Genomic DNA, 23,414 nt, shown 5'->3' with positions numbered 1-23,414 from the left:
TTAGAGACAAAACTAGATGATGGAACTGACAACTGTTTGTCACTAGCCAAATATGTTGAATCACAAATAAACAGTATTAATCTTTTACCTGTTGCATAAGCTTATGAAGAAGTACAGTAAGTGTCTTTAATTCATCCTTTGTCAAGGAGCGTGAGGCTTTTTTTGCAATACTTTCCCTAAAGTTTTCCGAGTTATCAATGATATATCGACCTTCATCAGTCAGGGACAGATCAAAAAATCTACGATCTCTTGTCGATTGCTGTTGCTTGATAAGCCTGTTTTCGGTCAAAAATTTAAGCTGCTTGGAAATAGCCGCCTGGCTGATCTGGAAGGCTTCAGCAATCTGTTTACCGGTAACCTGATGACCTCTATAAATATATTCCATGATATTGTAATGTGTAGCCGTCACCCCATGTATATTTCCTCGGTTCATATTGGCTAGTATAAAACACTGTAGGTCGGTAAAGACCTGATAAAAATCAGTTTCGCTCTTATTCATAAAACAATAGTTTAGTTAACTTTGTTAAGTATTATGGTTAACTAAGTTAATCATATCAAAGATAAAGAAATGAATTATATCGTCATAGTAAATGCAAGGCAAAACAATCTGAAGAATATTTCGCTCCGTATTCCCAAAAAAGAGATCACTGTTTTCACGGGCGTTTCCGGTTCTGGAAAATCGTCTTTGGTATTTGAAACGATCGGAGCGGAAGCACAGCGGCAGTTTAATGAGACCCAGACGAGTTTTATCAGAAATCGTTTGCAGCACATCGGGGTTCCAGAAGTAGATAAGATTGAACACTTAAATGTACCTATTATTATCAATCAAAAAAGACTAGGTGGGAATGCCCGTTCCACGGTAGGTACAGCTACAGATATCTATAGTTCATTGCGATTGCTTTTTTCTAGAATGGGTACTCCGTTTGTGGGATATTCCAATGTATTTTCATTTAACAATCCACTGGGCATGTGCCCGGAATGCGAGGGACTTGGTTTTGTGCAGACCCTTGACATTACACGACTTTTGGATATGGAAAAATCTTTGAATGAAGGTGCAATCGCATTTCCGACATTTCAGCCCGGAGGATGGCGGTTAACGCGATATACTTTATCTGGATATTTTGACAATGATAAGAAATTAAAAAATTATAGCAAATCGGAATGGGAGATGCTTTTGAACGCTGCAGAACATAAGCCCAGACACCCTGACAAACAATGGGGAAAGACTGTGAAATACGAAGGCTTAATTCCTCGTATCGAAAAGGCATTCTTAAAAAAAGATTCGAAGGAGAATATAACCCGAAAAGAGGCTCTCAAAACTATCATAATCACAAAAAAATGCCCTGTATGTAATGGCACAAGGCTAAATAGAAAGGTTCTATCGTGTAAAATATTGGGAAAAAGCATAGCGGATTGTGCATCACTCTCCGTGGATGAGTTACTCGAATTCATAGGCGCTATAAATACTAAGACCTATCAGGTATTGTTAAATGAACTGAGCAAGAAATTACATGATATAGTCACTATTGGCCTTCAATACCTGACGTTGGACAGGCGCACAGATACCTTATCTGGCGGAGAATCCCAACGTATCAAGATGGTACGTAATCTCGGTAATAGTCTAACTGACTTGCTCTATATTTTTGATGAACCGAGTATCGGTCTCCATCCTAAAGATTTGCAAAATATCGCAACGATTATTCAACAGATCAAGGAGAAGGGTAATACGGTGATTATTGTAGAACACGATCCAGATTTAATTAGGATTGCGGATTGGGTTGTCGATATGGGGCCGGGATCAGGAAAATTAGGCGGTGAAATTGTCTACGAAGGCAAATTTGAAGGACTGCAATATGCCAAGGGAAAAACAGGATCTTACTTTGGACGACGCTTCGATTTCAATCACACTCCACGACAGGCGGAAGGTTATCTGGAGATAAAGAATGCGAGCTTACATAATTTGAAAAATATCCATGTAAGAATACCCAAACAGGTGCTTTCTGTTGTTACAGGTGTTGCCGGTTCAGGTAAGAGTACGCTGATCAACAAAATATTGCCCATGTTTTATCCAGAGATCAAAGTTGTTGATCAGGCGCTATTTGCGGCCAGTGTACGTTCCAATCTGCTCACTTATCTTAATTTATCAGATATGATCAGGAAGCTTTTTTCAAAAGCAAATAAGGTCTCTGATAAACTATTCAGTAGAAATAGTTTAGGGGCCTGTGAAAATTGCAACGGATTGGGGGTTGAGAAAATTGATCTGGCTTTTATGGATGATATTGAGCAACCTTGTGAGCGATGTGATGGCTCAGGATTCACAGCACAGGTACTAGATTATCATTACAAGAATAAAAATATCGTTGATGTCATGAATATGACTGTCACAGAGGCAGCTGTATTCTTTCCCGATGATCCCTTTCATAGTGTTTTTAACATGTTATCTAACCTTGGCCTAGGTTATCTCAGTTTAGGACAGCGGCTGGATAGCTTTTCAGGTGGCGAACGACAACGCCTGAAGCTTACGAGGGAACTCAACCAAAGTAATGGTATTATAGTCCTCGATGAGCCAAGTACGGGATTACATCCATCAGATACACAAAAACTACTGAACTTTATAGATGAACTTGTGAAAAATAGGAATACTGTTATTGTGATTGAACATAATCTTGACATCATTGCTCAGGCGGACTGGGTAATAGATATTGGTCCCGGAGCTGGCAAATATGGTGGTGAGCTGCTCTTTGAAGGAACAGTGGCTGATCTTTTAGAAGATAAGATATCACTCACTGCTGTATATTTAAGAGGGCACTTAAAAATGACTTAGTATATCATAAACAGGATGTATTCTTAGATCAGACTAAAAATTTGATCTTACATTTAGGAATCCTAGGATAGAAAACAAGCCATAATATTACAAATCAATTCCGTAATTCTGTAAGGATTTACTCCCCGTTTGTGGCCAAATTTGTAATGTAAGATTAATACATACAGATATGGCTACAAATAATTATAACGAAACAATTTATATTCCTTTAGAGGATGTGGAAAGCGAACATTGCGCATTAATTGTTGAAAAAGAGTTGGCCTTGGTAAAGGGGATAGAGAGCCAAAAAGTTGAACTGAACAATCGTAGGGCGGCTATTACGGTCAAAAATAATGAGGTTGTAGCCAATGCTGTGAAAGCTGTTAAGGATCTTGGCTATGGCGTGTCGACCGTAGTCAAAACATTTCCTGTACTGGGAATGACTTGTGCTTCCTGTGCAGGGAGTGCAGAAAGTATGGTAAAATACGAATCTGGTGTAGTGAATGCTTCCGTAAATTTTGCTACCGGAAACTTGACCGTTGAATATCTTCCGAATATCACTGATGCCGTTAAAATCCAAAAAGCTGTACAAGCCGGCGGTTATGATCTATTAGTGGAAGACGAATCAACCCAACAAGAAACGTTGGAATCAATCCATGCCGAAAAGTTCCGGACACTCAAAAGCAAAACGATATGGGCAATTATCCTATCACTTCCTGTCGTGGCGATCGGTATGTTTTTTATGGATATCCCATATGCAGATCCAATCATGTGGTTCTTTGCAACACCTGTTGTACTCTGGTTGGGTAAGGACTTTTTTATTAATGCATGGAAGCAAGCAAAACATCGTTCAGCAAATATGGATACACTGGTTGCATTAAGCACGGGGATCGCCTATATATTTAGTGTTTTCAATATGTTATTTGCCGATTTCTGGCATCAGCGGGGACTGCATGCGCATGTGTATTTCGAAGCTGCAGCGGTTGTTATTGCTTTTATCCTGCTTGGGAAATTATTGGAAGAAAAAGCGAAAGGTAATACCTCTTCGGCTATAAAAAAATTAATGGGGCTACAGCCCAAAACGGTCACGGTCATACAACCTGATGGATCTGAAATACAAGTTGCAATAGAAGCCGTAAAAGCAGGTGATATTATCCTGGTAAAACCAGGGGAGAAGATTGCTGTGGATGGTATGGTTATTTTGGGCGATTCCTATGTTGATGAAAGCATGTTGAGTGGTGAACCGGTTCCAGTGTTAAAAAAAGAAAACGAAAAGGTCTTTGCGGGTACGATTAACCAGAAAGGCAGCTTTCAATTCAAAGCGGTCAAAGTAGGCAAGGAGACGATGTTGGCGCAGATCATTAAAATGGTGCAAGACGCCCAGGGTAGCAAGGCTCCAGTGCAAAAGATGGTCGATAAGATTGCCGGAATATTTGTTCCGGTGGTGATTGGTATCGCCCTATTTACCTTCGTATTGTGGTTTATTCTAGGCGGTGAAAATGGTGTGGTGCAAGGTCTGCTGGCTGCTGTAACTGTATTAGTTATAGCCTGTCCCTGCGCGCTTGGCTTAGCGACACCCACAGCAATTATGGTGGGTGTTGGAAAAGGGGCTGAGCAAGGCATCCTGATCAAAGATGCGGAAAGCTTGGAACTTGCCAAACGTGTCAATGCAATTGTCTTGGATAAGACTGGAACAATTACCGAGGGGAGACCGCAGGTAACAGGTATCCAATGGTTGGACAGCGATGATACGACAAATGCCATATTATTAAGTATAGAAAAGCAATCTGAACATCCGCTTGCGGAAGCTGTAGTCAATTACCTTGAAGGTGTAGCAGTGACGACAATATCGGCATTTGACAGTATTACGGGAAAAGGAGCGAAAGCCAATCATGGTCTGGAGACTTACTACGTTGGTAACAGGAAACTATTGATTGAAAATAGCATCGCTATCGCAGAGCAATTGCAGGATCGGGCAGAACAATGGAGTGAGGAGTCAAAAACTGTCATTTGGTTTGCCAACAGTAGTCAGGCATTAGCAGTGATCGCTATTGCCGACAAGATTAAGGAAACCTCTGTATTGGCCATTCAAGAAATGCAGGCCATGGGTATTGAGCTTTATATGCTTACCGGTGATAATGAATCGACTGCCAAAGCTATTGCAGAACAGACAGGCATTAAACATTATAAAGCAGAAGTGATGCCGCAACATAAAGCTGACTTCGTAAAAGCACTTCAACAACGCGGAAAGGTGGTGGCGATGGTCGGTGATGGTATCAACGACAGTACCGCCTTGGCAACTGCAGATGTCAGTATAGCGATGGGTAAAGGGAGTGATATTGCTATGGATGTAGCAAAAATGACCATTATTTCCTCGGACTTGACTAAAATACCACAAGCAATCCGCTTGTCGAAACAGACGGTGGCCACCATCAAGCAAAATCTGTTTTGGGCTTTTATTTACAATGTGATCGGTATTCCTGTCGCTGCAGGTATACTCTTCCCAATCAATGGTTTTCTTTTGAATCCCATGCTTGCTGGAGCGGCAATGGCCTTGAGTAGTGTTAGTGTCGTGAGCAATAGCTTGCGTTTAAAATGGAAAAAATAGATCGTAATAGTAAACAATAACTTTAAAATTAAATAACATGGAAAGCAAAAATATTCAATTCAAAACAAACCTTAACTGTGGTGGCTGTGTATCCAAAGTAAGTGCTGATTTAGACAATGCTGCAGGCATCTGTGAATGGAGCGTCGATACATCAAATAGCGACAAAATTCTTACAGTGAAATCGAACGGTATCTCTGAGGAAGAAGTCATTGAAATTATCAAAAGAAAAGGCTTCATTGCTACATCACATTCTGCATAAATTGAATGCGGAAACCAAGAAAAAGTCGTCCTTTATCCGGGACGACTTTTATTTTTTTTGCATAAGTTGTTACAAGGCCATAGGATCCTATGAACACTTGAAAACCACTATTATCTTGCCTATATTGACCGACTGATATGAGTAACAACAAGCGTAGCGGAATTGGTTTTTTTAATTACAAGGCCAATCTTTCTATGAAGAAGTCTCGTTTTATAGGCTATCTGTTGAAGAAGAGCAATAGCCTCTAAAAATAAATAAAAATAGCCCAAGCGATTTGTGTGCTTGGGCAAATAAGCTTATTTTAGCCATTAATGGGCAGCATTAAATCTAATATTCTCAGAAGCTATGGACAATACATTACTATTTTGGTAATGTTTATTCTTGTATTGCTCACATCCTGTCCAATAAAAAATGGAATCAAAAGTCTCATAGGGACACCAATGAATACGGAACAGGAGAGAATAGCGGATCGGGCCATACCCCTTGTTAACGGATTTGAGCGCTGTAGTGAGTTGGTAGAGAGCGAAAATGCCCGATTAAGCTTTGTAAAAGAAACTCTTCTTTTGCCAGATGCTGTGCTAATCCTGAGGTCGTCTTACCCTTTTAGCATATGGGAGCCTCTGCAACTGTCGGCTAGCCGAAACCGGCGTCAGAAGATTGCACATACTTTACCTATTTTTCTGCAATATCGAACATTACGCATTTAGAATTCTTTTTTGACTAGCCCACCTTCGTTATAGAACAGCCCTGATATTCATCTGTTTTTATACGATGGGGAGCTATTAAGATAAAACAAAAGCAAACTGTAGGTGGGTTTTAGTGATAGTTTATAAATAATTAAAATACAGCAATTTACATATATAATAATGAATATAAAATTTAATAGGATTATAACAGGTTTTGGACTTTTTATTATTACAGCAAGTGTTTTGACAGCCTGTGGAAACTCGGCAGATGGTAACAAACTCAAAGCAGAAAAAGAGCAAGCTCAAGCTGTTAAAGAAGTTGAAGAGCCAAAAGTGGCCGATGTTTCCTTCAAAGATAAAGCCGGTAATGTTGTTAAACTAAGTGATTTAAAAGGGAAGGTTGTCTTTATCAATTTCTGGGCTACTTGGTGTCCGCCGTGTATACATGAAATGCCGTCCATTAATACCTTAAGACAGGGATTCAAAGACAACAAAAATATAGTATTTCTAATGGTTGATGTCGACAATGATATTGAGCAATCGGCGGCGTTTATGGAGGAGAACAAATATGATTTGCCACTATATACTGCAACGGGAGAAATTCCACCAGAATTTTTGGGTGGATCCATTCCTACCACAGTGATTTTGGACAAAAATGGACAAATTGTAGAACGTTTGGAGGGGAGCAGAGACTATGCAGCTCCTGAGATTGCAAAGGCCTTAGAGGAACTGACAAAGGCAAATTAGCATCACTCTAGAGCATAGCGAAAGTCGCGCGGACTAAAAAGAGCTAAATAGGTGTTAACCTATTTAGCTCTTTTTATACTTTTTAACCTAAGATACTGCTTCAACCGCCTCTTTGATCAATGCTGTAATTTCGTTTGGATGGGTTGCTAGTGAAGCATGGCTGGCTTCCAAATGAATAATTTTACGAGCATTAATTCGTTCCGCCATTTCTTGTTGAGTCACTGGCGGTATCATATGATCATTGTCTGATACTTGATACCAGCTGGGTTTTGTTTTCCAAGCTGGCTCTCCCGCCTCTGCCGCAAAAATACTTCCATGTGTTGGTTTCTGCGCCAAGGACATTGCGATCGCATCTTTTTCATCTAAATCTTGAGCGAAGCTTTCGTGGAATTTATCGTATTTGATCCATAGAAACCCTTTTTCATCAGGAACAAGGTTGGCAGCACCGGATGGTGGTTCTCTACGGCCGAAGATACCGCCCAAACTTTCACCCTTGTCCGGGGCAAAGGCAGCGATATATACTAAGCCTGCAACTTTTTCATGATGTCCAGCGGCGGATATTACTGCTCCACCATAAGAGTGACCAACCAAAATAACCTTACCAGCTTGTAGGTCGATCAAATCTTTGGTCTTTTGGATATCGTCTTCAGCAGATGTCAATGGATTTTGTACGCTTCGTACTGTATATCCTTCTGCATGAAGATTCGTGATAACATGTCTCCAATGAGACCCGTCTCCCCAGGCTCCATGGACTAAAATAATTGTTACATTTTGATTTCCCATATTCGTTGAAGTTTATAGATCAAATATATGTTTAAGTTGCTATTAAACATATTAACTTAAGTTAACGTTTTAAAATTCGTCGACGGATTCTACTTAGCGAAGGTGGTTTAACGCCGAGGTAGCTGGCGATATGTTTTTGGGCTACGAGCTGAAAAATTTGTGCATTCTCGGCGAGTAGATTATTATACCGTATTTCCGGCGAGTAATATAACAACTCTTCGATTCTCTTTTTAGCTCCGAGATAAATGACCTCGGTCATCTTTCGCCCAAATTCTTGCCAGTAAACATCCTTTTGATAGAGTTTTTGAAGGTCATCTTTGTGTAGAAGTAATACCTCGGCATCGGATACCGCTTTAATATTCATACGCGACTTCGTGTTACAAAGGATACTTTCGTAATCGGTAAAAAAGTAATTGTCAAAATGGAAATTGAAAGTTACATCTTCACCGTTATCATTGATATAATACGTTCGCATAAAACCGGTTTTTAGAAAACCAAGGTATTGACATTTCTCGCCCTCTTTCAAAAAGAAATCGGACTTTTTATAGGTTGCCGATTTGAGATAACTACAAAATTCAGGATAGTGTTCTTCATCGACCAAAAACAGAGGGCCAAACTTAGTGTATTCGTTTACAATCTCAGACATAGCTGGTAAAAATATTAAGCCAAAATAATTTTGTATTAAAATTATTGAAAACTTTTGATAGTATGTCACAACATTGAATCATATACTTTCTTTACAGTTGACTATAAAAATATTACCTTCGTAATACATCACAGCAATAATGATATGTCCCAAATTAAAGAGCAAACAGCGATAAAAACCACCTATTTCAGTATTATAGGAAATACAATGTTGGCTTTGCTGAAGTGGCTGGCGGGTTTTTTTGGGAATTCATACGCACTTATAGCAGATGCGATTGAGTCCACCGCTGATATTTTTTCTTCCTTTTTAGTTCTTCTTGGCTTAAAATATGCCCAGCGGCCTGCCGATGAAAATCATCCCTATGGTCATGGAAGGGTAGAGCCACTTATTACGTTTATCGTTGTTGGCTTTCTCATCGTATCAGCTACGATCATTGCCTATGAAAGTATAGAAAATATTGGGACACCCCATGAACTGCCGAAGTCCTGGACATTATTCGTTCTCGGAGGAATCATTATCTGGAAAGAAAGTTCTTACAGAATTGTCATGAAAAAGAGTCGAGAGACCAATAGCTCTTCACTGAAAGCGGACGCGTGGCATCATCGAAGTGATGCAATTACATCGGTGGCGGCTTTTATTGGTATATCTATCGCTTTAGTATTGGGTAAGGGATACGAGAATGCGGATGATTATGCCGCGTTATTTGCAGCTGGATTTATTTTGTATAATTGTTACCATATTTTTAGACCTGCTCTTGGTGAAATCATGGATGAAAATGTTTACGAGGAAGTGATCGAGGAAATCAGAAAATATGCTTTGGAGGTAGCGGGTATAAAAGCGACGGAGAAATGCTATGTTCGAAAGTCGGGAACAAAATATCACGTCGACCTACATGCGATTGTGGATAGTGAGATCACGGTGAAAGAAGGTCATGCACTGGCTCACGAACTCAAAGATTATCTGATCGAACATATACCCGACCTTGGTCATGTTATGATCCACATCGAACCGAGTACATATATAGACTAAACGGCCCTGTTTGGCAAGAATTAGCCTGTTCGTATATCAAATAGCGATGTTCGTATAATTTTGTCAATTTGTATTTATTTTTCCTTTAGCTTTATTCTAAATAACAATTTATTTCTCTGGAAATAGATTGTCTGTAAGTTTTCTCCTCCTGTTCACGATGAGGGTGCTTTGTTAAATATACATGCAGTTATGTTGGATGGATTGTTGGGAGAAGCTTATATCGTAAATAACATTGTATGCTAGTCAACAAAAGAATGAAAATAGTATTTGCCGTAACAGTAATTTTTGGAATGTTGTGTACACATGATGCGTTAGCGCAATTTGGAATGGGGCTTAGAGCCGGCGGGAATCTATCTGGTACAAATGGTTCGGCTTTTCGTTCCGGTAAAAGAATCGGTTTTCATATCGGAGGGGATCTTAGCTATCATTTTAACAAAAATCTAGCATTGCAGGCCGAACCGGTCTATAATTTAATGCGGATCCGTAATAACGATCAGACTGCAGAAAGTGAATATGGGATAGGAGCCGGAACCAGAAAATTGGAATATATGAGTGTGCCGTTGTATCTAAAGGTAAATTTTACCCGTACAATTGCGATTATGGGGGGACTGGATTTCAATTTTTTGCTCAATGATGACCGTTATAAACTGAACAATGGAGCGAATGCATTTCGAAGTAAGCCCAGAACAGGTTACAGTTTAGGTGCAGAATTGGGTAAGGTTTATTTTCGGTATCGAAAATTTAATAGAACAAATGATATCATAGACAATTGGACTGCGGATATTGAACAATATCAACTGGGACTCAAATTCGAGCTGTTTTAAATCGATTTCAGTGCAAAATCCATTTGTGAAAGACTTTGCTAAACTATTGGTTTTTAATGCATAAAAATTGATATTGGCAATATAAACAGGAGAGGACCATCCCAATTTAATTGGGATGGTTTTTTGTGTTAAAAGCTACTACTTTTGTGCTTGAGTCTTTACGATTGCCTTATCAATGCTATATGCTAGAGGTTATTATCGGCAGATAACATTTCAATTTGCCATCTGATATGGTCCATTGTAATTGGATATTCGACCTCATTGACAAGATTCTCATAGATGTCGTTGAATAATAGATTATAATCTCCTCTATGTGGAAGCGGATAAGAAATATGCTTTTGATTTGTGTTGTCGATAGTCACCAATTTACCCTCACTGCCATTCGGTTCTACACCATAAGCTGGATTATCGGGAAGCATGCCATCTATCAATTGCTGTTCTTGCACATCAGCCATCGTTTTTATGAAGCTTCCTTTGGTACCATGTACCACAAAAGCGGGCAAAGGATCGGCCACAGCAAGGCTCCCCGTTAGAAATACATTCAGTTCATTGGGGTAGCGTAAATGATAATGGAAGTAGTCTGCTACTTGGGAGTTGGGTCGGTTAATTGAAGTTGTTTTACTAAATTTCAATGGTTTTCCGAAGAGCGAAATAGCCTGATCTATAATATGAGGCCCCAGATCATAGGTGAGACCACTGGAGATATATTGGTTGTTTTCCTTGAAATATTTTTGACCTAATTCCATTTTATAGCGGTCGAAGCGGAAAGATACTTCAGTTAATTTACCAAGATTGCCACTTTCAATAACTTTTTTTACATCGAGAAAATGGCTGTCATAACGTCTGTTTTGATAAAAGAAAATCCGCTTCCCACTTTTTTTGCTGACCTCGGAAAGTTCGTTGAACTGCGTTATATTTTCCACGGCTGGTTTTTCGATCAGAACATGTTTTCCTGCTTTTAGGGCCTCTGTCGCGAACTCAAAGTGTGTATGATTTGGCGTGTTTACAATCACCAGTGCTATCTTATCGTCTGCCAATAACTGATCTACGGTATCATAGCTTTTGATTTCGGGATAAAGGTCTTGTGCTATTTTCTGTGACCGTTCGACAACGGCGACAAAGTTAAAATGTGGATTGCTATGGATGAAAGGTGCGTGGAAGACGCGACCCGACATACCAAAGCTTAGAATTCCGGTATTGATCTTGGTATTTTTCATTTTTATATGATCTTGTTGAAGCAAGGTTATTTGCTGTTGAGTATTCTTTTTGTAATTACATCTACGAACTGTTGGACCGAAGTAGGGTCTGGATATAAATATAAGTATATCTTGTCTTATTTTAGATCGATCCTTACATATTTGGATTGATTTTTCTTTGGGAAAATCACATTTTTTGTCCACTTTATCTGGATTTTGCCTATCCATACCTATATACCATCATTGTTTATTACAAATCTATGATAACAATAGGCCAGCGAAATACGCCGGGTTTAGAAGATCTAAAGAACTACAATTCTTACTCAAGTAAATATATCCAGTTGTTTTCATTCTTAAGAAGGACTTCATGTAGTATCACTTAATATGATCAAAGACAAGATAATTCTTGAAAAACGATGAGCTATGTGTAATAGTTTGATGAATTTTATTAGGTTGATTATTAGTTTATTGTGTATTATTCATTGGAGGGATAGTTTTTTGCCTTCGGTATTTTACAAGTTATGCAATATATAATATAGAGTTGGATGGTAAGATATGGGAGCGAAACCAGGTCATCGGACTCTACTATTTATAGTATAAGAGATATGGAAGTTTTAATCAGCTCATTAACAAGTAATGGACACAAATTAACACCTCAACGCCTACATATTATCAAGCATTTGTGGCGCAAAGTTATTATCGACAACATTGACGACCTTTATGTTGAGTTGCGAACAATACAGCATATCAGTTGGGCAACTTTGTACTCCACAATTAAATTGCTGCATGCTCTTGGTTGGCTCGAACTGCGTGGGAATGGTCCTAGAGGACGATATTATCGTTGGATCAGGAAAGATTTCAAAGCTGTGGACCTGTGCTAATCGCGGCAGATTCATGATCATATTTTTATCGACGAGATCTGGCCTTGGGAATCTAAAATTGTCCTTAATCTCTCCATAACAGCTATTTTGATTGTTCGCAAATAAAAAGTGGCTATTGGCACAGATCTATTGCAAACAAACTCGCATGACTACTGAAAAGTGTTTCATGTTGCAAGTTATGGATAGGGAAAGTAAATTGTCGTGTTGTTGAGTAAAAATATAGCCGATATAAAATGGAAAAAGGGCAAACCAATTTGTTTTGATTTGCCCTTTTTGGGTAAGTAATCGGGCTCGAACCGACGACCCCTAGAACCACAATCTAGTGCTCTAACCAACTGAGCTATACCTACCGTGATTTTGATGATACAAAAGTACGATTAAACCCTCTTCCCTCCAAATATTTAAATGAAAAAAAACAGGTATTAAAGTCAACTAGGTGAAGATTAGTTTATTAAATTTTAATAAAAAACGATTGTAATAGCCCGTAGGACGTGATTTGAGATTTTTACTTAAAATCAGGTCGATTTTTGTTAGGTAATTGAATCAAAAAGTATAAAAAAAGCGATCACCCGACTAGAGTGATCGCTTTTTTTATACAGTTATTGTGATATTAGATCATCTCAACACTTCTTTTTACAAAAGATGTTAGATCTGCACCAGATAACAGGCCTCTTGACAAAAGTGCTAGATCAAAGGCTTGTTTCGCCAGTTTCGCACTTTCTTCATCAGAAGAAGATAATATTCTTTTGATCAACGGGTGATTACCGTTAACCGTTACTTTGTAATTATCCGGCAATGAACCATAAAAGTTCATACCACCACCGCCAGTTTTGGCCATATCTTTCATACGACGCATAAACTCATCTATAGTAACGGATACGGGTAAGTCACTCTCACGAAGGGCATCTACCTCAACTTTCATATCCTGACGCGAAATCGCTTTTTCGAAAACTTCCAAAGTTTTTTTTGATTCCTCTTCGGATAATGAAAGTTCGATCTTCTCATCTTTTTGAATTAGCTTGTCGATCACATCTGCGTCTACACGTTTAAGCTGTACCTTTTCGCCTCCTTTTTGTTCCAAATAGGAGGTGAAATGTGTGTCAAGTGGGCCATCAAGTACCAAAACATCGTAACCTTTGTTTAACGCTGTTTGGATAAAACCATCTTGCTGAGCAGCATCATGTGTATATAAGTAAACAATATTACCATCTTTATCGACTTGAATATCTTTTACCTTTTCATAGTATTCCTTGATTGTAAAGCTCGCGTTGTTGGTGTTTTTTACCAAGCAGAAATCACTCGCTTTTTCCGCGAACTTTTCATCGCTTAGCATGCCATACTTGATAAACAAGCCAATGTCTGTCCATTTTTCTTCAAAACCTTTGCGGTCAGTTTTGAATATTTCATTTAATTTATCCGCAACTTTTTTGGTAATATAGCTGTTGATCTTCTTAACATTGCTATCTGCCTGTAAGAAAGAGCGTGAGACATTCAATGGAATATCTGGAGAATCAATTACCCCATGAAGTAACATCAGGAATTCCGGTACAATATCCTTTACTTCATCAGTAATGAATACCTGTCTAGAGTAAAGCTTGATTTTGTTGCGTTGGATTTCCAGCTCGTTTTTCACTTTAGGGAAGTAAAGAATACCAGTCAAGTTAAATGGATAATCTACGTTAAGGTGGATCCAAAACAATGGCTCATCCATCGAATAAGGATATAGTTCGCGATAGAAGGCTAAATAATCCTCGTCTTTTAACTCTGAAGGGGACTTTGTCCAGGCTGGATTTGTATTGTTGATGATATTGTCAACTTCTACAGATTTATATTTTGGTTTACCTTCCTCATCTTCTCCATCTGGCTCAGAGCTTGTCTTCGTGCCAAAACGAATTGGGATAGGAAGGAACTTTGCATATTTGTCCAAGATGTCCTGTAGACGAGCTTGACTCAAAAACTCTGTGGACTCGTCATTGATATGCAAAATGATGTCTGTACCACGTGTTGTTCTAGTCCCTGTTGAAATTTCGTAAGAAGTACTACCGTCACATGTCCAATGCGCTGGTTCGGCTCCATCTTGGTAGGATAATGATTGAATTTCTACGGTGTCTGCCACCATAAATGCAGAATAGAATCCTAATCCAAAGCGACCAATAATTTCATTTGCATCGTTAGCTTCCTTGAATTTCTCCATGAATTCTGTTGCTCCCGAAAATGCGATTTGATTAATATATTTTTTGATTTCTTCGGCAGTCATACCAATACCATTGTCTGAAATCGTAATGGTTTTGGCCGCCTCATCAAACTTCACATCTACGATTAACTCACCTGTTTCGCCATTGTATTGCCCCAAAGATGCTAAACGTTTAATCTTTTGGGAAGCATCAACTGCATTAGATACCAGTTCGCGCAAGAAAATTTCATTATCTGAGTATAAGAATTTTTTGATTACGGGAAATATGTTCTCCGTGTGGATTGAAATACTACCTTTTTCTGGATTCATAATTTGTATGTTGCTATATTTAATTTTATGATTTTGGTGATTAATGAACAATCTGTGTTCCAAATAGCGATTGTAGGACAGGATGGCAGAAATTCATTCATTTTGTCATAATCGTTCAATGTACCCTAGTAATCGTATTTGAACCTATGTCAGGATAGCTTAGACAAAAAATATAGAGGCTCGGGATGGAAGCAAGCAAATGTTTGAATCGGTCGATCGGTAATCCTGTAGAAGATTTAGCTCTGCGAATAATCTTAATTTAATTCAGGGCTCTGTGGGAAGTTGGCGACATGCGCATATTTTGGACCTAGTCCGATAATAGCATCCTTCCAAAGCAATTCACCATTACCCTCAAAAATAATCTGATGATGGTATTTATTTTGAACAGCCCAGCTGTTTTCGTTTATTTCCTTATCCAATTGTCCGCTTGACCAACCTGAATAGCCGATGAAAAACTTAATTTCATCAGATTTAAGCTGATCCTGTTGAATCGCGTCAATAAGTTTTTCTTCATCACCGCCAAAATAGAGGTTTGGACCAACCTCTTCACCACTTAGTAGAAGATCAAACCGACTATGTACAAAAAATAGGCTCTCCTGTGCCACAGGTCCACCTATATAGATCGGGAAATGACATTGCGCTATTGATTCCAATAATTGACCAATATAGACATTCGTTTTATTATTCAATACAAAGCCTAAGCTACCTTCTTGGTTATGATCACATAATAGGATAACAGACCTTAGGAATCGAGGGTCTAACATGAATGGCTCTGAAATCAGCAGGCTTCCTTTTTGTGGGTCTAATTCATTAAACATAGGACGCAAAATTAAGTATATGTCGAAATTAATCCTTTTTTGTTTAACTCATGCGAGATTTGTGCCAAAAAAACGTTTTTGGCAATTTCTACTAAGTTTATAGAGAAAAAGCAATGATTTTAGTAAGTTTGTAGGAATATAAAAATAGGTTTCTATGTCCATTCAACATAAAGATATTGCAGCGATCAGACAAGATTACGTATTGGGTAACCTATCTGAATCGGATGTGGATCATGATCCCATCCATCAGTTTAAAAAATGGTTTGATGAGGCTACTCATAGTGAGGTGATCGAGCCCAATGCGATGGTGTTGTCCACTGTCTCGTCACAGCATTTACCTTCTTCAAGGATTGTTTTATTAAAAGATATTTCAGAAGGAGGGTTGGTATTCTTTACAAATTATGAGAGCCGAAAAGGGGAAGACATGAAAGATAATCCGCATGCTGCGCTTTTATTTTTCTGGCCTGAGCTACAACGGCAAATCCGTATTGAGGGTATTATCGAGCTAGTGAATGAATCAGATTCGGATGAATATTTTCAATCGCGTCCTAAGGGTAGTCGCATAGGTGCCTTGGCATCCCCCCAAAGCCGTGAGATTCCAAACCGAAATTTTTTAGAGAGTAGAGTAGAAGAGCTTCAGAAGCAATATTTGGATGATGTGACTATACCTCGTCCAGCGCATTGGGGTGGTTATATTCTAAAACCAATCTATTTTGAATTTTGGCAGGGACGTGCTAGCCGTCTTCATGATCGGATCGTCTATAAAAAGGTTTCGGATTCTTGGAAAATCACGCGTCTAGCTCCATAACATAATATGACATTTGAAGAAATTAAATTAAAACTAGTTTCCGCATTTGGAGATTCAGTAATCCAGAAAGAGGAGATGACTGGCTTACAAGCCGCTTTGTTTATCCATGTTGAAGATCTAGTTCCTGTTTGCTCTTTTCTTAGGGATACCGAGGGTCTATATTTTGATTTTTTGAGCAATATAACTGCTGTAGATTACGAAGATCACTTTACGATCGTCTATCATCTGAGTTCATTGCCTTATCAACATACAGTCGTATTGAAAGTGGAACTGGAGGGCAATCGCTCGTTGGATGAGCTGCCAGAAATCCCGTCTGTTACTCCCATTTGGCGTACAGCAAATTGGCATGAAAGGGAAGCTTTTGATCTGATGGGAATTTATTTTTCAGGACATCCGGATCTAAGAAGAATACTCCTGCCGGATGATTGGGAGGGTTATCCACTACGAAAGGATTATCAGGAGGCTGAAAAATATCATGGCATTAACATTAATTGATCTGTATGGCGAATCCAAAATATAAAGAAGCGTTAGATCGTTATGAAAGGCATCTCACGGAAATTTCTACGCAAGAGATGGTCTTGAATATGGGTCCGCAACACCCTTCAACACATGGTGTATTGCGTTTGCAGTTGATTACGGATGGGGAAATTGTCAAGGAAGTCGTTCCGCATTTGGGGTACCTGCACCGATGTTTTGATAAACATGCGGAATCTTTAAACTATGGGAAGACAATTCCCTTTACCGATCGTCTAGATTACTTGGCATCCATGAATAATAGCCATGCATTTGTGATGGGGGTGGAACGTATGTTGGGGTTGGATAGTAAAATCCCCAAAAGAATAGAATATATTCGGGTACTGGTCTGCGAACTCAATCGCATTGCATCACACCTAATTGCTATTGGTACCTACGGCATCGATATCGGTGCCACAACTCCTTTTCTATGGTGTTTTAGAGATCGTGAACATATTATGAATATGTTGGAATGGGCATCCGGTTCGCGTATGTTATATAATTACATCTGGGTCGGTGGTCTTTTCTATGATTTGCCTGTTGGTTTTGAAGCGCGTTGCGCAGAATTCATCAACTATTTTAAACCCAAATTGATTGAATTGGATGAGATATTGACCCAGAATCAGATATTTATATCTAGGACAGCGAATATAGGTGTCCTACCGGCGGATGTTGCAATCAATTATGGTGTTTCGGGTCCTATGTTACGCGCATCAGGTATTAAATGGGATTTGAGGCGGATTGATGGATACTCCGTCTACCCAGAAATAGATTTTGAGATTCCAGTGGGGAAGGGAACTATGGGGAATATCGGAGATTGCTGGGATCGCTATAAAGTTAGGGTAGATGAGGTGCATGAATCTGTTCGTATCGTTGAGCAGTGCCTTGAGCGGCTGCAGAAAGATTTTAAGCGTACAGCTGATTTTGATCCACGTGCACTCGTGCCCAAAAAGGTGAATCTGAAAGCGCAAGATTACTATGTGCGTGCGGAAAACCCGAAAGGCGAGCTCGGTTTTTATTTTGTGACGAAAGAGAAATCCGATATTCCATTACGGGTAAAATCGAGGGGGCCAAGTTTCAATAACCTTTCTGTTATTTCCGAATTGGGAAAAGGAGTGTTGATTGCTGATCTCATTGCTATACTGGGGTCGATTGACATTGTTTTGGGTGAAGTAGATCGATAAATTGCAGTATTCTGCACATTATGAAGATGTTTTGATAAAAAATGGGATATTGTATTGAAAATGTTGCATGAAAACGCATAAAAATTTGCATATGTAAGCAATATTCATCATATTTGCAGTCTCATAATTTAAGTTTATAATTGGTTAATGAAAGCTCGTTACTCCCATAGTAGCGGGCTTTTCTTTTTTTAGTTATTATACAAAATATCCCATTTGTGAAGATTTCATCGAAATTCCTAGTATAGAATTTGGCTTAAATTATTACCTTTACGGGTCTTAAATAAAAGAAAAGTGGCGGAGAGTTTAGTAATTATTCCAACATATAATGAGAAGGAAAATATTGAAAAGATTATTCGTAAAGTTTTTTCCTTATCACATGCATTTGATATCCTAATTGTGGATGACGGGTCGCCTGATGGCACAGCAGATATCGTAAAAAATTTACAATTGAACGAGTTCGCTGACCGCTTATTTATAGAAGAACGGAAAGGGAAGCTGGGCTTGGGGACCGCTTATATTCATGGGTTTAAATGGGGGCTTGCCAGAGAACATTATCAATATATCTTTGAAATGGATGCTGATTTTAGTCACAATCCGGAGGATTTGGTCCGTCTGAGACAAGCCTGTGTGGATGGTGCTGATATGAGTATTGGTTCTCGGTATATAAAAGGCGTAAATGTTGTCAACTGGCCGATGAGCCGGGTCTTGATGTCATATTTTGCGTCTGTATATGTCCGTTTTATCACAGGAATTAAAATTCAGGATGCTACGGCTGGTTTTGTCTGCTTTACACGGGAGGTGTTGAAGACTATTCCTTTGGACAAGATTAAATTTGTTGGCTATGCTTTCCAAATTGAGATGAAATTTACGGCCATACAATATGGTTTTAAAGTTGTGGAGGTACCTATCATATTTACGGATAGAACCGAAGGCACATCTAAAATGAGTACGAGTATCTTTAAGGAGGCTTTTTTTGGTGTGATCCAGTTGAAACTGGGGAGTATCGGAAAAAGCTATAAGAGAAATTAATAATCTTGGTCAATGAACGAAAATTTAGATCCAAATCCGGAACGTTTGAACAATACAGATCGTGACATCGAACGGGCGTTGCGACCTCAAGCATTTGAAGATTTTACAGGGCAGGCAAAAATATTGGAGAATCTAAATATTTTTGTGAAAGCTGCACGATTGAGAGGAGAAGCTTTGGATCACGTTTTGTTACATGGCCCTCCAGGATTAGGTAAAACGACACTTTCGCATATTATTGCCAATGAAATGGGGGTAGGTATAAAAATTACCTCAGGCCCGGTCTTGGACAAACCAGGAGATCTTGCGGGCTTATTAACAAACTTGGAGGAGGGTGATGTGCTGTTTATTGACGAAATCCATCGTTTAAGCCCTTTGGTGGAAGAGTATCTCTATTCGGCCATGGAAGATTTTAAGATCGATATCATGCTGGAAACAGGTCCTAACGCCCGTTCTGTGCAGATCTCATTAAATCCTTTTACACTGATTGGCGCGACGACACGATCTGGTTTGTTAACGGCTCCGCTGCGCGCACGTTTTGGGATCAATTCACGGCTTCAATATTATGATGCAAAACTATTGACAACGATCGTACTTCGGTCTGCACATATTCTGAATACACCTATTTCTGATGAGGGTGCTTACGAGATAGCACGTAGGAGTAGAGGGACCCCACGGATCGCAAATGCTTTATTGCGTCGTACGCGGGATTTTGCTCAGATAAAGGGAAATGGAAGTATCGATCAAGAAATTGCAAAATATGCGCTACAAGCGCTGAACGTGGATGAAAATGGCTTGGATGAGATGGATAATAAAATCTTGACTACAATTATTGATAAATTCAAAGGTGGGCCAGTAGGACTTAAAACTGTTGCTACTGCAGTAGGAGAAGACGAGGGTACAATCGAAGAGGTGTATGAACCCTTTTTGATTCAGGAAGGTTATATTATGCGTACCTCGAGGGGGCGTGAATGCACTGAAGCTGCCTATAGACACCTTGGTCGGGCGCATAATCCAAAAGGAAATACATTGTTTTAATTCTAAATAGCCTCCTAGAGGCTATCTTCAATTGTTTCGAAGGATCCGCTTCGTTCGGCTCAATAAAGCTGGACTAGGTTTTATTTTCTGAAAATGATCTATCTGAGCAAAAAGCTCTTCTTTTACCCACGAATGTTTCTTGCTCAGATTATTTAATATGTCTAAACAGTTGACCAAAACAGCTACAGGGCATTGTTGTTCGATCATCCATTGAAAAGCCTGTTCAATAAGTTCTTCTTCGGTCTTTTCATCGAGATCATAGCGTTTATTCTTCTTTGAGGTCAAATACATCAAAACTTTGCTATAACTCCTAAGACCGCTCCAGTTTTTTTGTTTTTTCAAATTCTCAAAAAATTGTGGTAACAATCCATCAAGCAACGCCGTGTCCTTTAATACAATGGTTTCAAATACCCAGGCAGCCCGGAAAGAAACGGTTTTATCTTTCTCTAGTGAGATGTCTAGTAGGTCCCGAAGGCTAATATCCCCAAGCATATTCAAAGAAAAATCCGTTACCTCAAATGATCTTAAGGTAACGGATAAAAACTTTATTTTTTCGATGTAGGTCATAAAACCTATTATTTTTGAGGTTTTTCTCTATTCATTTCGGTCATATCGACTTCATTCATTTTGGAATCACCCAAGAGATATTGGCTGAAATAATCGCCCATTTTCCAGAAGAAATATTCCGTCATATCACCAAATCCATGCCGTTGCCCAGGTAAGAGTAGGAAATCGAATCGTTTATTAGCTTTGATCAATGCCTCGACCATCCGGATCGAATTTGCAGGGTGAACATTGTTGTCTATATCACCCGTGGCAATCAATAACCTTCCTTTTAGATTTTTGGCTAATTCGGTATTCTTGTTGATCTGGTATGAAAAAGTTGTATCACCTTTTGCCGACACTTTTTCTGTCACACCATGGTGGCGTTCGCTCCACCAGCGGTTGTAGATTTGATTTTCATGGTTTCCAGCTCCCGATACCGCTACTTTAAAGAAGTCAGGGTAAACAAGCATTGCTGCAGTTGACATAAAACCACCACCAGAGTGCCCGGTGATACCTACGCGATTGATGTCAATAAATTTATAACGGTCAGCAAGCTGCTCTGCTGTTACCTTTTTGTCTTCCAATCCATAATCACGTAGATTGCCATAACCATAGGTATGGTACCATTGTGAACGGGATGGATGTCCGCCTCTATTTCCCACGGTAACAACGATAAAGCCAAATTGGGCCAATCGATCTATCCGATCCATGCTCCGTCCAAAAGATTTATTGACAGCTTCTGTTTGTGGGCCTGGATAGACATATTCTACAATAGGATAGGTTCTTGTACTATCAAAATCAAAAGGTTTGTACATGACACCATAGAGGTCTGTGGTACCGTCGCCAGCCTTTACTTTAAACGGTTCAGGGAATTTATAACCTGCAGCAAATAGTAACGACAGATCTGCCTTTTCAAGTGTCATAACCTTCTGCCCATTGCTACTTAATAATACAGATTCTGGTGTTGTATTTACTCTCGAGGAGTTGTTGACAAAATACTTGGAGGATTCGCTCATCTCAATCTGATGATCAAAGTTTCCTGGATTCAGCAGTTTAATTCCATTGCCGTTGAGATTAACACTGTAATGATGAAGGTAATAAGGATCTTCATTCTTCTCACGACCGGATGCTGTAAAAAACAAAGTCTGTGTTGTTGGATCTATCCCCGTAATTTCCTCACAATGAAAACTTCCTTTGGTAATTTGGTTAATTAGTTTACCGTTGGTATCGTAGTGGTAGTAATGTCCCCATCCATCTCTTTCGGACCAATGAACCAAATGCTTTCCATTTTCGGTCAGGAGTGGTTTTTGGACATCAAGATATACGTTGGAGCGTTCCTGAATAATAGGATTGACCGTTCCATTTACATTCACCTTTAATAAGTCTATTCTTTTTAAGTCACGGCTGGAACGGGAGATATAGAACTCTTCGTTATTTCCTAGCCAGTAGTTAATGTAATAATCCTCTTTGTATGAATTTCTGTCTGGCGTTTTGGTCCAGTTGGAGATAGTTTGGTTTTTAAAAGCTGCGATATTTATCCTACGTGGTGCCTTTGTTGCCGCTTCAAAGATATAGAATTCAGTTTCGGTCGAGTCAACCTCACCTGGCATTTGGTATTTATAAGTTTCCAGGGTAGGGCGAGCAGAACCTACATTATTGATCACCCACAAAGGTTTTAATGATCTGTTATCTTTTCTTGTCAGGGTAAAATAGCGACCGTCTGGTGACCAGCTGATCCATACACGTTTGCGTTTCGTTTCACTGTCTTTATCCTTTTCGTCACCTGTGGTCGTGCTATATTCATCACCGCCCCAAGCATAGTATTGTACGCCGTCTTTTGTAATCTGATGTTCGACAATGGTGCTATCTTTTTCATTTTTGACCGCTTTGAGATAGTTGGCTTTGTCCATCCAATAGAGATTAAAGTCTTTGGCGAAGTAGACGGTATTGGTGTCGGGTGAAAAACTTGCCCAAGCTAGCGGCGCTTTAACCTTAGTAGAATCGCTGATTTCAGTTACTGTCTTTGACGCAAAATCATATTCTAGATAAAAAAGCTTTTTCTTTGTTGTGTCTGATTTGTTTTTAAGCTTTTCGATCTCATCTTTAGACTTCACCGTGTCTTTGGTACTCTGGATCTGAAATCTAATCTTTTTTTCATCTTTTGTGAATCTTAGCCCTTGTAATTCCAGGTGCTGTGCATCAACAGGATTTTTAACAATCTTGGTTATTTGGGCGGCTACGCTCTCACTGTCAAACAGGGTTTCTTTCTTTTTAAGCGCTGGATTGACTATATACCAGTTTTTGCCTTGTGGACTTGCGTAATCATACCAGAAACGATCCGAAAAGTTGATCCAGTTTGGTTTGATGCTTGTAGAGAAAATCATTTTTTTTAATTTCTCTGGGGAAAATTTGGCGGCCAACTGATAATTTGCTTTTACCGGAGGTTCTTGAATCTGCTGTCCAGAGCCGAAATAGGGTAATAGACTGGCTGCAAAAATAAAATAGAACTTATGCAT

At 39.2% G+C, this 23,414-nt stretch carries 21 protein-coding genes and 1 tRNA gene; 13 read left to right on the top strand and 9 right to left on the bottom strand.

What is annotated here, in order from left to right:
* Positions 1–76: 76 nt before the first annotated feature.
* Positions 77–499 (bottom strand): MarR family winged helix-turn-helix transcriptional regulator, encoded by a 423-nt coding sequence (locus tag ABFX33_RS16190; protein WP_120257462.1) that lies wholly within the window; start codon positions 497–499, stop codon positions 77–79.
* Positions 500–568: 69 nt separating this feature from the next.
* On the opposite strand from ABFX33_RS16190, the gene ABFX33_RS16185 reads away from it, so the two are divergent.
* The 5 genes from ABFX33_RS16185 (at position 569) to ABFX33_RS16165 (ending at position 7,103) form a co-directional block, all read left to right on the top strand.
* Positions 569–2,824, top strand: coding sequence for an ATP-binding cassette domain-containing protein (locus ABFX33_RS16185; RefSeq protein WP_346086865.1), 2,256 nt, complete (start codon positions 569–571; stop codon positions 2,822–2,824).
* 169 nt (positions 2,825–2,993) lie between these two features.
* Positions 2,994–5,411 (top strand): heavy metal translocating P-type ATPase, encoded by a 2,418-nt coding sequence (locus ABFX33_RS16180; protein WP_346086864.1) that lies wholly within the window; start codon positions 2,994–2,996, stop codon positions 5,409–5,411.
* A gap of 37 nt (positions 5,412–5,448) precedes the next feature.
* A complete protein-coding gene (locus tag ABFX33_RS16175; RefSeq protein ID WP_120257465.1) occupies positions 5,449–5,670 on the top strand; it encodes a hypothetical protein in 222 nt (73 codons plus the stop codon).
* 440 nt (positions 5,671–6,110) lie between these two features.
* Positions 6,111–6,377 carry a hypothetical protein gene (locus tag ABFX33_RS16170; RefSeq protein ID WP_346086863.1) on the top strand — a complete coding sequence of 89 codons (267 nt, stop codon included), beginning with the start codon at positions 6,111–6,113 and terminating at the stop codon, positions 6,375–6,377.
* A 159-nt stretch (positions 6,378–6,536) separates the two neighbouring features.
* Positions 6,537–7,103, top strand: coding sequence for a TlpA family protein disulfide reductase (locus ABFX33_RS16165; RefSeq protein WP_346086862.1), 567 nt, complete (start codon positions 6,537–6,539; stop codon positions 7,101–7,103).
* Positions 7,104–7,190: 87 nt separating this feature from the next.
* Here the strand turns inward: ABFX33_RS16165 and ABFX33_RS16160 are convergent, their stop codons facing one another.
* Together ABFX33_RS16160 and ABFX33_RS16155 are read right to left on the bottom strand one after the other, a co-directional pair.
* The gene (locus ABFX33_RS16160) at positions 7,191–7,886 is read right to left on the bottom strand and encodes an alpha/beta fold hydrolase (RefSeq protein ID WP_223583343.1); all 696 of its coding nucleotides are present in this window, start codon (positions 7,884–7,886) and stop codon (positions 7,191–7,193) included.
* A gap of 61 nt (positions 7,887–7,947) precedes the next feature.
* Positions 7,948–8,532: a Crp/Fnr family transcriptional regulator gene (locus ABFX33_RS16155; RefSeq protein WP_120257469.1), complete on the bottom strand. Its 585-nt coding sequence runs from the start codon at positions 8,530–8,532 to the stop codon at positions 7,948–7,950.
* A 144-nt stretch (positions 8,533–8,676) separates the two neighbouring features.
* On the opposite strand from ABFX33_RS16155, the gene ABFX33_RS16150 reads away from it, so the two are divergent.
* Together ABFX33_RS16150 and ABFX33_RS16145 are read left to right on the top strand one after the other, a co-directional pair.
* Positions 8,677–9,561: a cation diffusion facilitator family transporter gene (locus tag ABFX33_RS16150; RefSeq protein WP_257090872.1), complete on the top strand. Its 885-nt coding sequence runs from the start codon at positions 8,677–8,679 to the stop codon at positions 9,559–9,561.
* 254 nt (positions 9,562–9,815) lie between these two features.
* Positions 9,816–10,385, top strand: a complete 570-nt coding sequence (locus ABFX33_RS16145) for an outer membrane beta-barrel protein (protein WP_346086861.1) — start codon at positions 9,816–9,818, stop codon at positions 10,383–10,385.
* 185 nt (positions 10,386–10,570) lie between these two features.
* On the opposite strand, the gene ABFX33_RS16140 is transcribed toward ABFX33_RS16145, so the two are convergent.
* Positions 10,571–11,602: a Gfo/Idh/MocA family oxidoreductase gene (locus ABFX33_RS16140; protein ID WP_346086860.1), complete on the bottom strand. Its 1,032-nt coding sequence runs from the start codon at positions 11,600–11,602 to the stop codon at positions 10,571–10,573.
* A gap of 584 nt (positions 11,603–12,186) precedes the next feature.
* On the opposite strand from ABFX33_RS16140, the gene ABFX33_RS16135 reads away from it, so the two are divergent.
* Positions 12,187–12,462 (top strand): transcriptional repressor, encoded by a 276-nt coding sequence (locus ABFX33_RS16135; RefSeq protein WP_167457179.1) that lies wholly within the window; start codon positions 12,187–12,189, stop codon positions 12,460–12,462.
* Positions 12,463–12,738: 276 nt separating this feature from the next.
* Here the strand turns inward: ABFX33_RS16135 and ABFX33_RS16130 are convergent.
* The 3 genes from ABFX33_RS16130 to ABFX33_RS16120 form a co-directional block, all read right to left on the bottom strand.
* Positions 12,739–12,812 (bottom strand) — tRNA-His (locus tag ABFX33_RS16130).
* A gap of 260 nt (positions 12,813–13,072) precedes the next feature.
* Positions 13,073–14,965, bottom strand: coding sequence for a molecular chaperone HtpG (gene htpG / locus ABFX33_RS16125; RefSeq protein ID WP_346086859.1), 1,893 nt, complete (start codon positions 14,963–14,965; stop codon positions 13,073–13,075).
* 254 nt (positions 14,966–15,219) lie between these two features.
* Positions 15,220–15,783, bottom strand: coding sequence for a YqgE/AlgH family protein (locus tag ABFX33_RS16120; protein WP_346086858.1), 564 nt, complete (start codon positions 15,781–15,783; stop codon positions 15,220–15,222).
* A 154-nt stretch (positions 15,784–15,937) separates the two neighbouring features.
* Between ABFX33_RS16120 and pdxH the strand changes: the two genes are divergently transcribed.
* From pdxH to ruvB, 5 genes are all read left to right on the top strand, one after another.
* Entirely contained in the window at positions 15,938–16,591 is a 654-nt protein-coding gene (gene pdxH / locus ABFX33_RS16115) for a pyridoxamine 5'-phosphate oxidase (protein WP_346086857.1), read from the top strand.
* Positions 16,592–16,597: 6 nt separating this feature from the next.
* Positions 16,598–17,086 (top strand): NADH-quinone oxidoreductase subunit C, encoded by a 489-nt coding sequence (locus ABFX33_RS16110; RefSeq protein WP_346086856.1) that lies wholly within the window; start codon positions 16,598–16,600, stop codon positions 17,084–17,086.
* 5 nt (positions 17,087–17,091) lie between these two features.
* Positions 17,092–18,288: an NADH-quinone oxidoreductase subunit D gene (locus tag ABFX33_RS16105; RefSeq protein ID WP_428835649.1), complete on the top strand. Its 1,197-nt coding sequence runs from the start codon at positions 17,092–17,094 to the stop codon at positions 18,286–18,288.
* Between the two features lie 291 nt (positions 18,289–18,579).
* Complete coding sequence (locus tag ABFX33_RS16100; protein ID WP_346086855.1) at positions 18,580–19,317, top strand: polyprenol monophosphomannose synthase; 738 nt, start codon at positions 18,580–18,582, stop codon at positions 19,315–19,317.
* 12 nt (positions 19,318–19,329) lie between these two features.
* A complete protein-coding gene (gene ruvB, locus ABFX33_RS16095; RefSeq protein ID WP_120257478.1) occupies positions 19,330–20,352 on the top strand; it encodes a Holliday junction branch migration DNA helicase RuvB in 1,023 nt (340 codons plus the stop codon).
* A gap of 27 nt (positions 20,353–20,379) precedes the next feature.
* Here the strand turns inward: ruvB and ABFX33_RS16090 are convergent, their stop codons facing one another.
* Positions 20,380–20,919: a hypothetical protein gene (locus ABFX33_RS16090; protein ID WP_346086854.1), complete on the bottom strand. Its 540-nt coding sequence runs from the start codon at positions 20,917–20,919 to the stop codon at positions 20,380–20,382.
* Between the two features lie 8 nt (positions 20,920–20,927).
* A complete protein-coding gene (locus tag ABFX33_RS16085) occupies positions 20,928–23,414 on the bottom strand; it encodes a S9 family peptidase (protein ID WP_346086853.1) in 2,487 nt (828 codons plus the stop codon).

The organism is Sphingobacterium ginsenosidimutans, assembly GCF_039536865.1.
In the GTDB taxonomy this organism is placed as follows: Bacteria; Bacteroidota; Bacteroidia; order Sphingobacteriales; family Sphingobacteriaceae; genus Sphingobacterium; species Sphingobacterium detergens.
The sequence above is the reverse complement of the archived record's forward strand: the minus strand, read 5'-3'. Positions and strand labels throughout refer to the sequence as shown.

What these genes read in the sequence shown, in the direction of transcription:
- ABFX33_RS16175 (WP_120257465.1), top strand. Translation starts at nt 5,449, where the DNA reads ATGGAAAGCAAAAATATTCAATTCAAAACAAACCTTAACTGTGGTGGC.
- ABFX33_RS16165 (WP_346086862.1), top strand. Translation starts at nt 6,537, where the DNA reads ATGAATATAAAATTTAATAGGATTATAACAGGTTTTGGACTTTTTATT.
- ABFX33_RS16155 (WP_120257469.1), bottom strand. Translation starts at nt 8,532, where the DNA reads ATGTCTGAGATTGTAAACGAATACACTAAGTTTGGCCCTCTGTTTTTG.
- ABFX33_RS16120 (WP_346086858.1), bottom strand. Translation starts at nt 15,783, where the DNA reads ATGTTTAATGAATTAGACCCACAAAAAGGAAGCCTGCTGATTTCAGAG.
- ABFX33_RS16170 (WP_346086863.1), top strand. Translation starts at nt 6,111, where the DNA reads ATGAATACGGAACAGGAGAGAATAGCGGATCGGGCCATACCCCTTGTT.
- ABFX33_RS16180 (WP_346086864.1), top strand. Translation starts at nt 2,994, where the DNA reads ATGGCTACAAATAATTATAACGAAACAATTTATATTCCTTTAGAGGAT.
- ABFX33_RS16135 (WP_167457179.1), top strand. Translation starts at nt 12,187, where the DNA reads ATGGAAGTTTTAATCAGCTCATTAACAAGTAATGGACACAAATTAACA.
- ruvB (WP_120257478.1), top strand. Translation starts at nt 19,330, where the DNA reads ATGAACGAAAATTTAGATCCAAATCCGGAACGTTTGAACAATACAGAT.
- pdxH (WP_346086857.1), top strand. Translation starts at nt 15,938, where the DNA reads ATGTCCATTCAACATAAAGATATTGCAGCGATCAGACAAGATTACGTA.
- ABFX33_RS16185 (WP_346086865.1), top strand. Translation starts at nt 569, where the DNA reads ATGAATTATATCGTCATAGTAAATGCAAGGCAAAACAATCTGAAGAAT.
- ABFX33_RS16160 (WP_223583343.1), bottom strand. Translation starts at nt 7,886, where the DNA reads ATGGGAAATCAAAATGTAACAATTATTTTAGTCCATGGAGCCTGGGGA.
- ABFX33_RS16090 (WP_346086854.1), bottom strand. Translation starts at nt 20,919, where the DNA reads ATGACCTACATCGAAAAAATAAAGTTTTTATCCGTTACCTTAAGATCA.
- ABFX33_RS16085 (WP_346086853.1), bottom strand. Translation starts at nt 23,414, where the DNA reads ATGCATAAGTTCTATTTTATTTTTGCAGCCAGTCTATTACCCTATTTC.
- htpG (WP_346086859.1), bottom strand. Translation starts at nt 14,965, where the DNA reads ATGAATCCAGAAAAAGGTAGTATTTCAATCCACACGGAGAACATATTT.
- ABFX33_RS16150 (WP_257090872.1), top strand. Translation starts at nt 8,677, where the DNA reads ATGTCCCAAATTAAAGAGCAAACAGCGATAAAAACCACCTATTTCAGT.
- ABFX33_RS16110 (WP_346086856.1), top strand. Translation starts at nt 16,598, where the DNA reads ATGACATTTGAAGAAATTAAATTAAAACTAGTTTCCGCATTTGGAGAT.
- ABFX33_RS16105 (WP_428835649.1), top strand. Translation starts at nt 17,092, where the DNA reads ATGGCGAATCCAAAATATAAAGAAGCGTTAGATCGTTATGAAAGGCAT.
- ABFX33_RS16190 (WP_120257462.1), bottom strand. Translation starts at nt 499, where the DNA reads ATGAATAAGAGCGAAACTGATTTTTATCAGGTCTTTACCGACCTACAG.
- ABFX33_RS16140 (WP_346086860.1), bottom strand. Translation starts at nt 11,602, where the DNA reads ATGAAAAATACCAAGATCAATACCGGAATTCTAAGCTTTGGTATGTCG.
- ABFX33_RS16145 (WP_346086861.1), top strand. Translation starts at nt 9,816, where the DNA reads ATGAAAATAGTATTTGCCGTAACAGTAATTTTTGGAATGTTGTGTACA.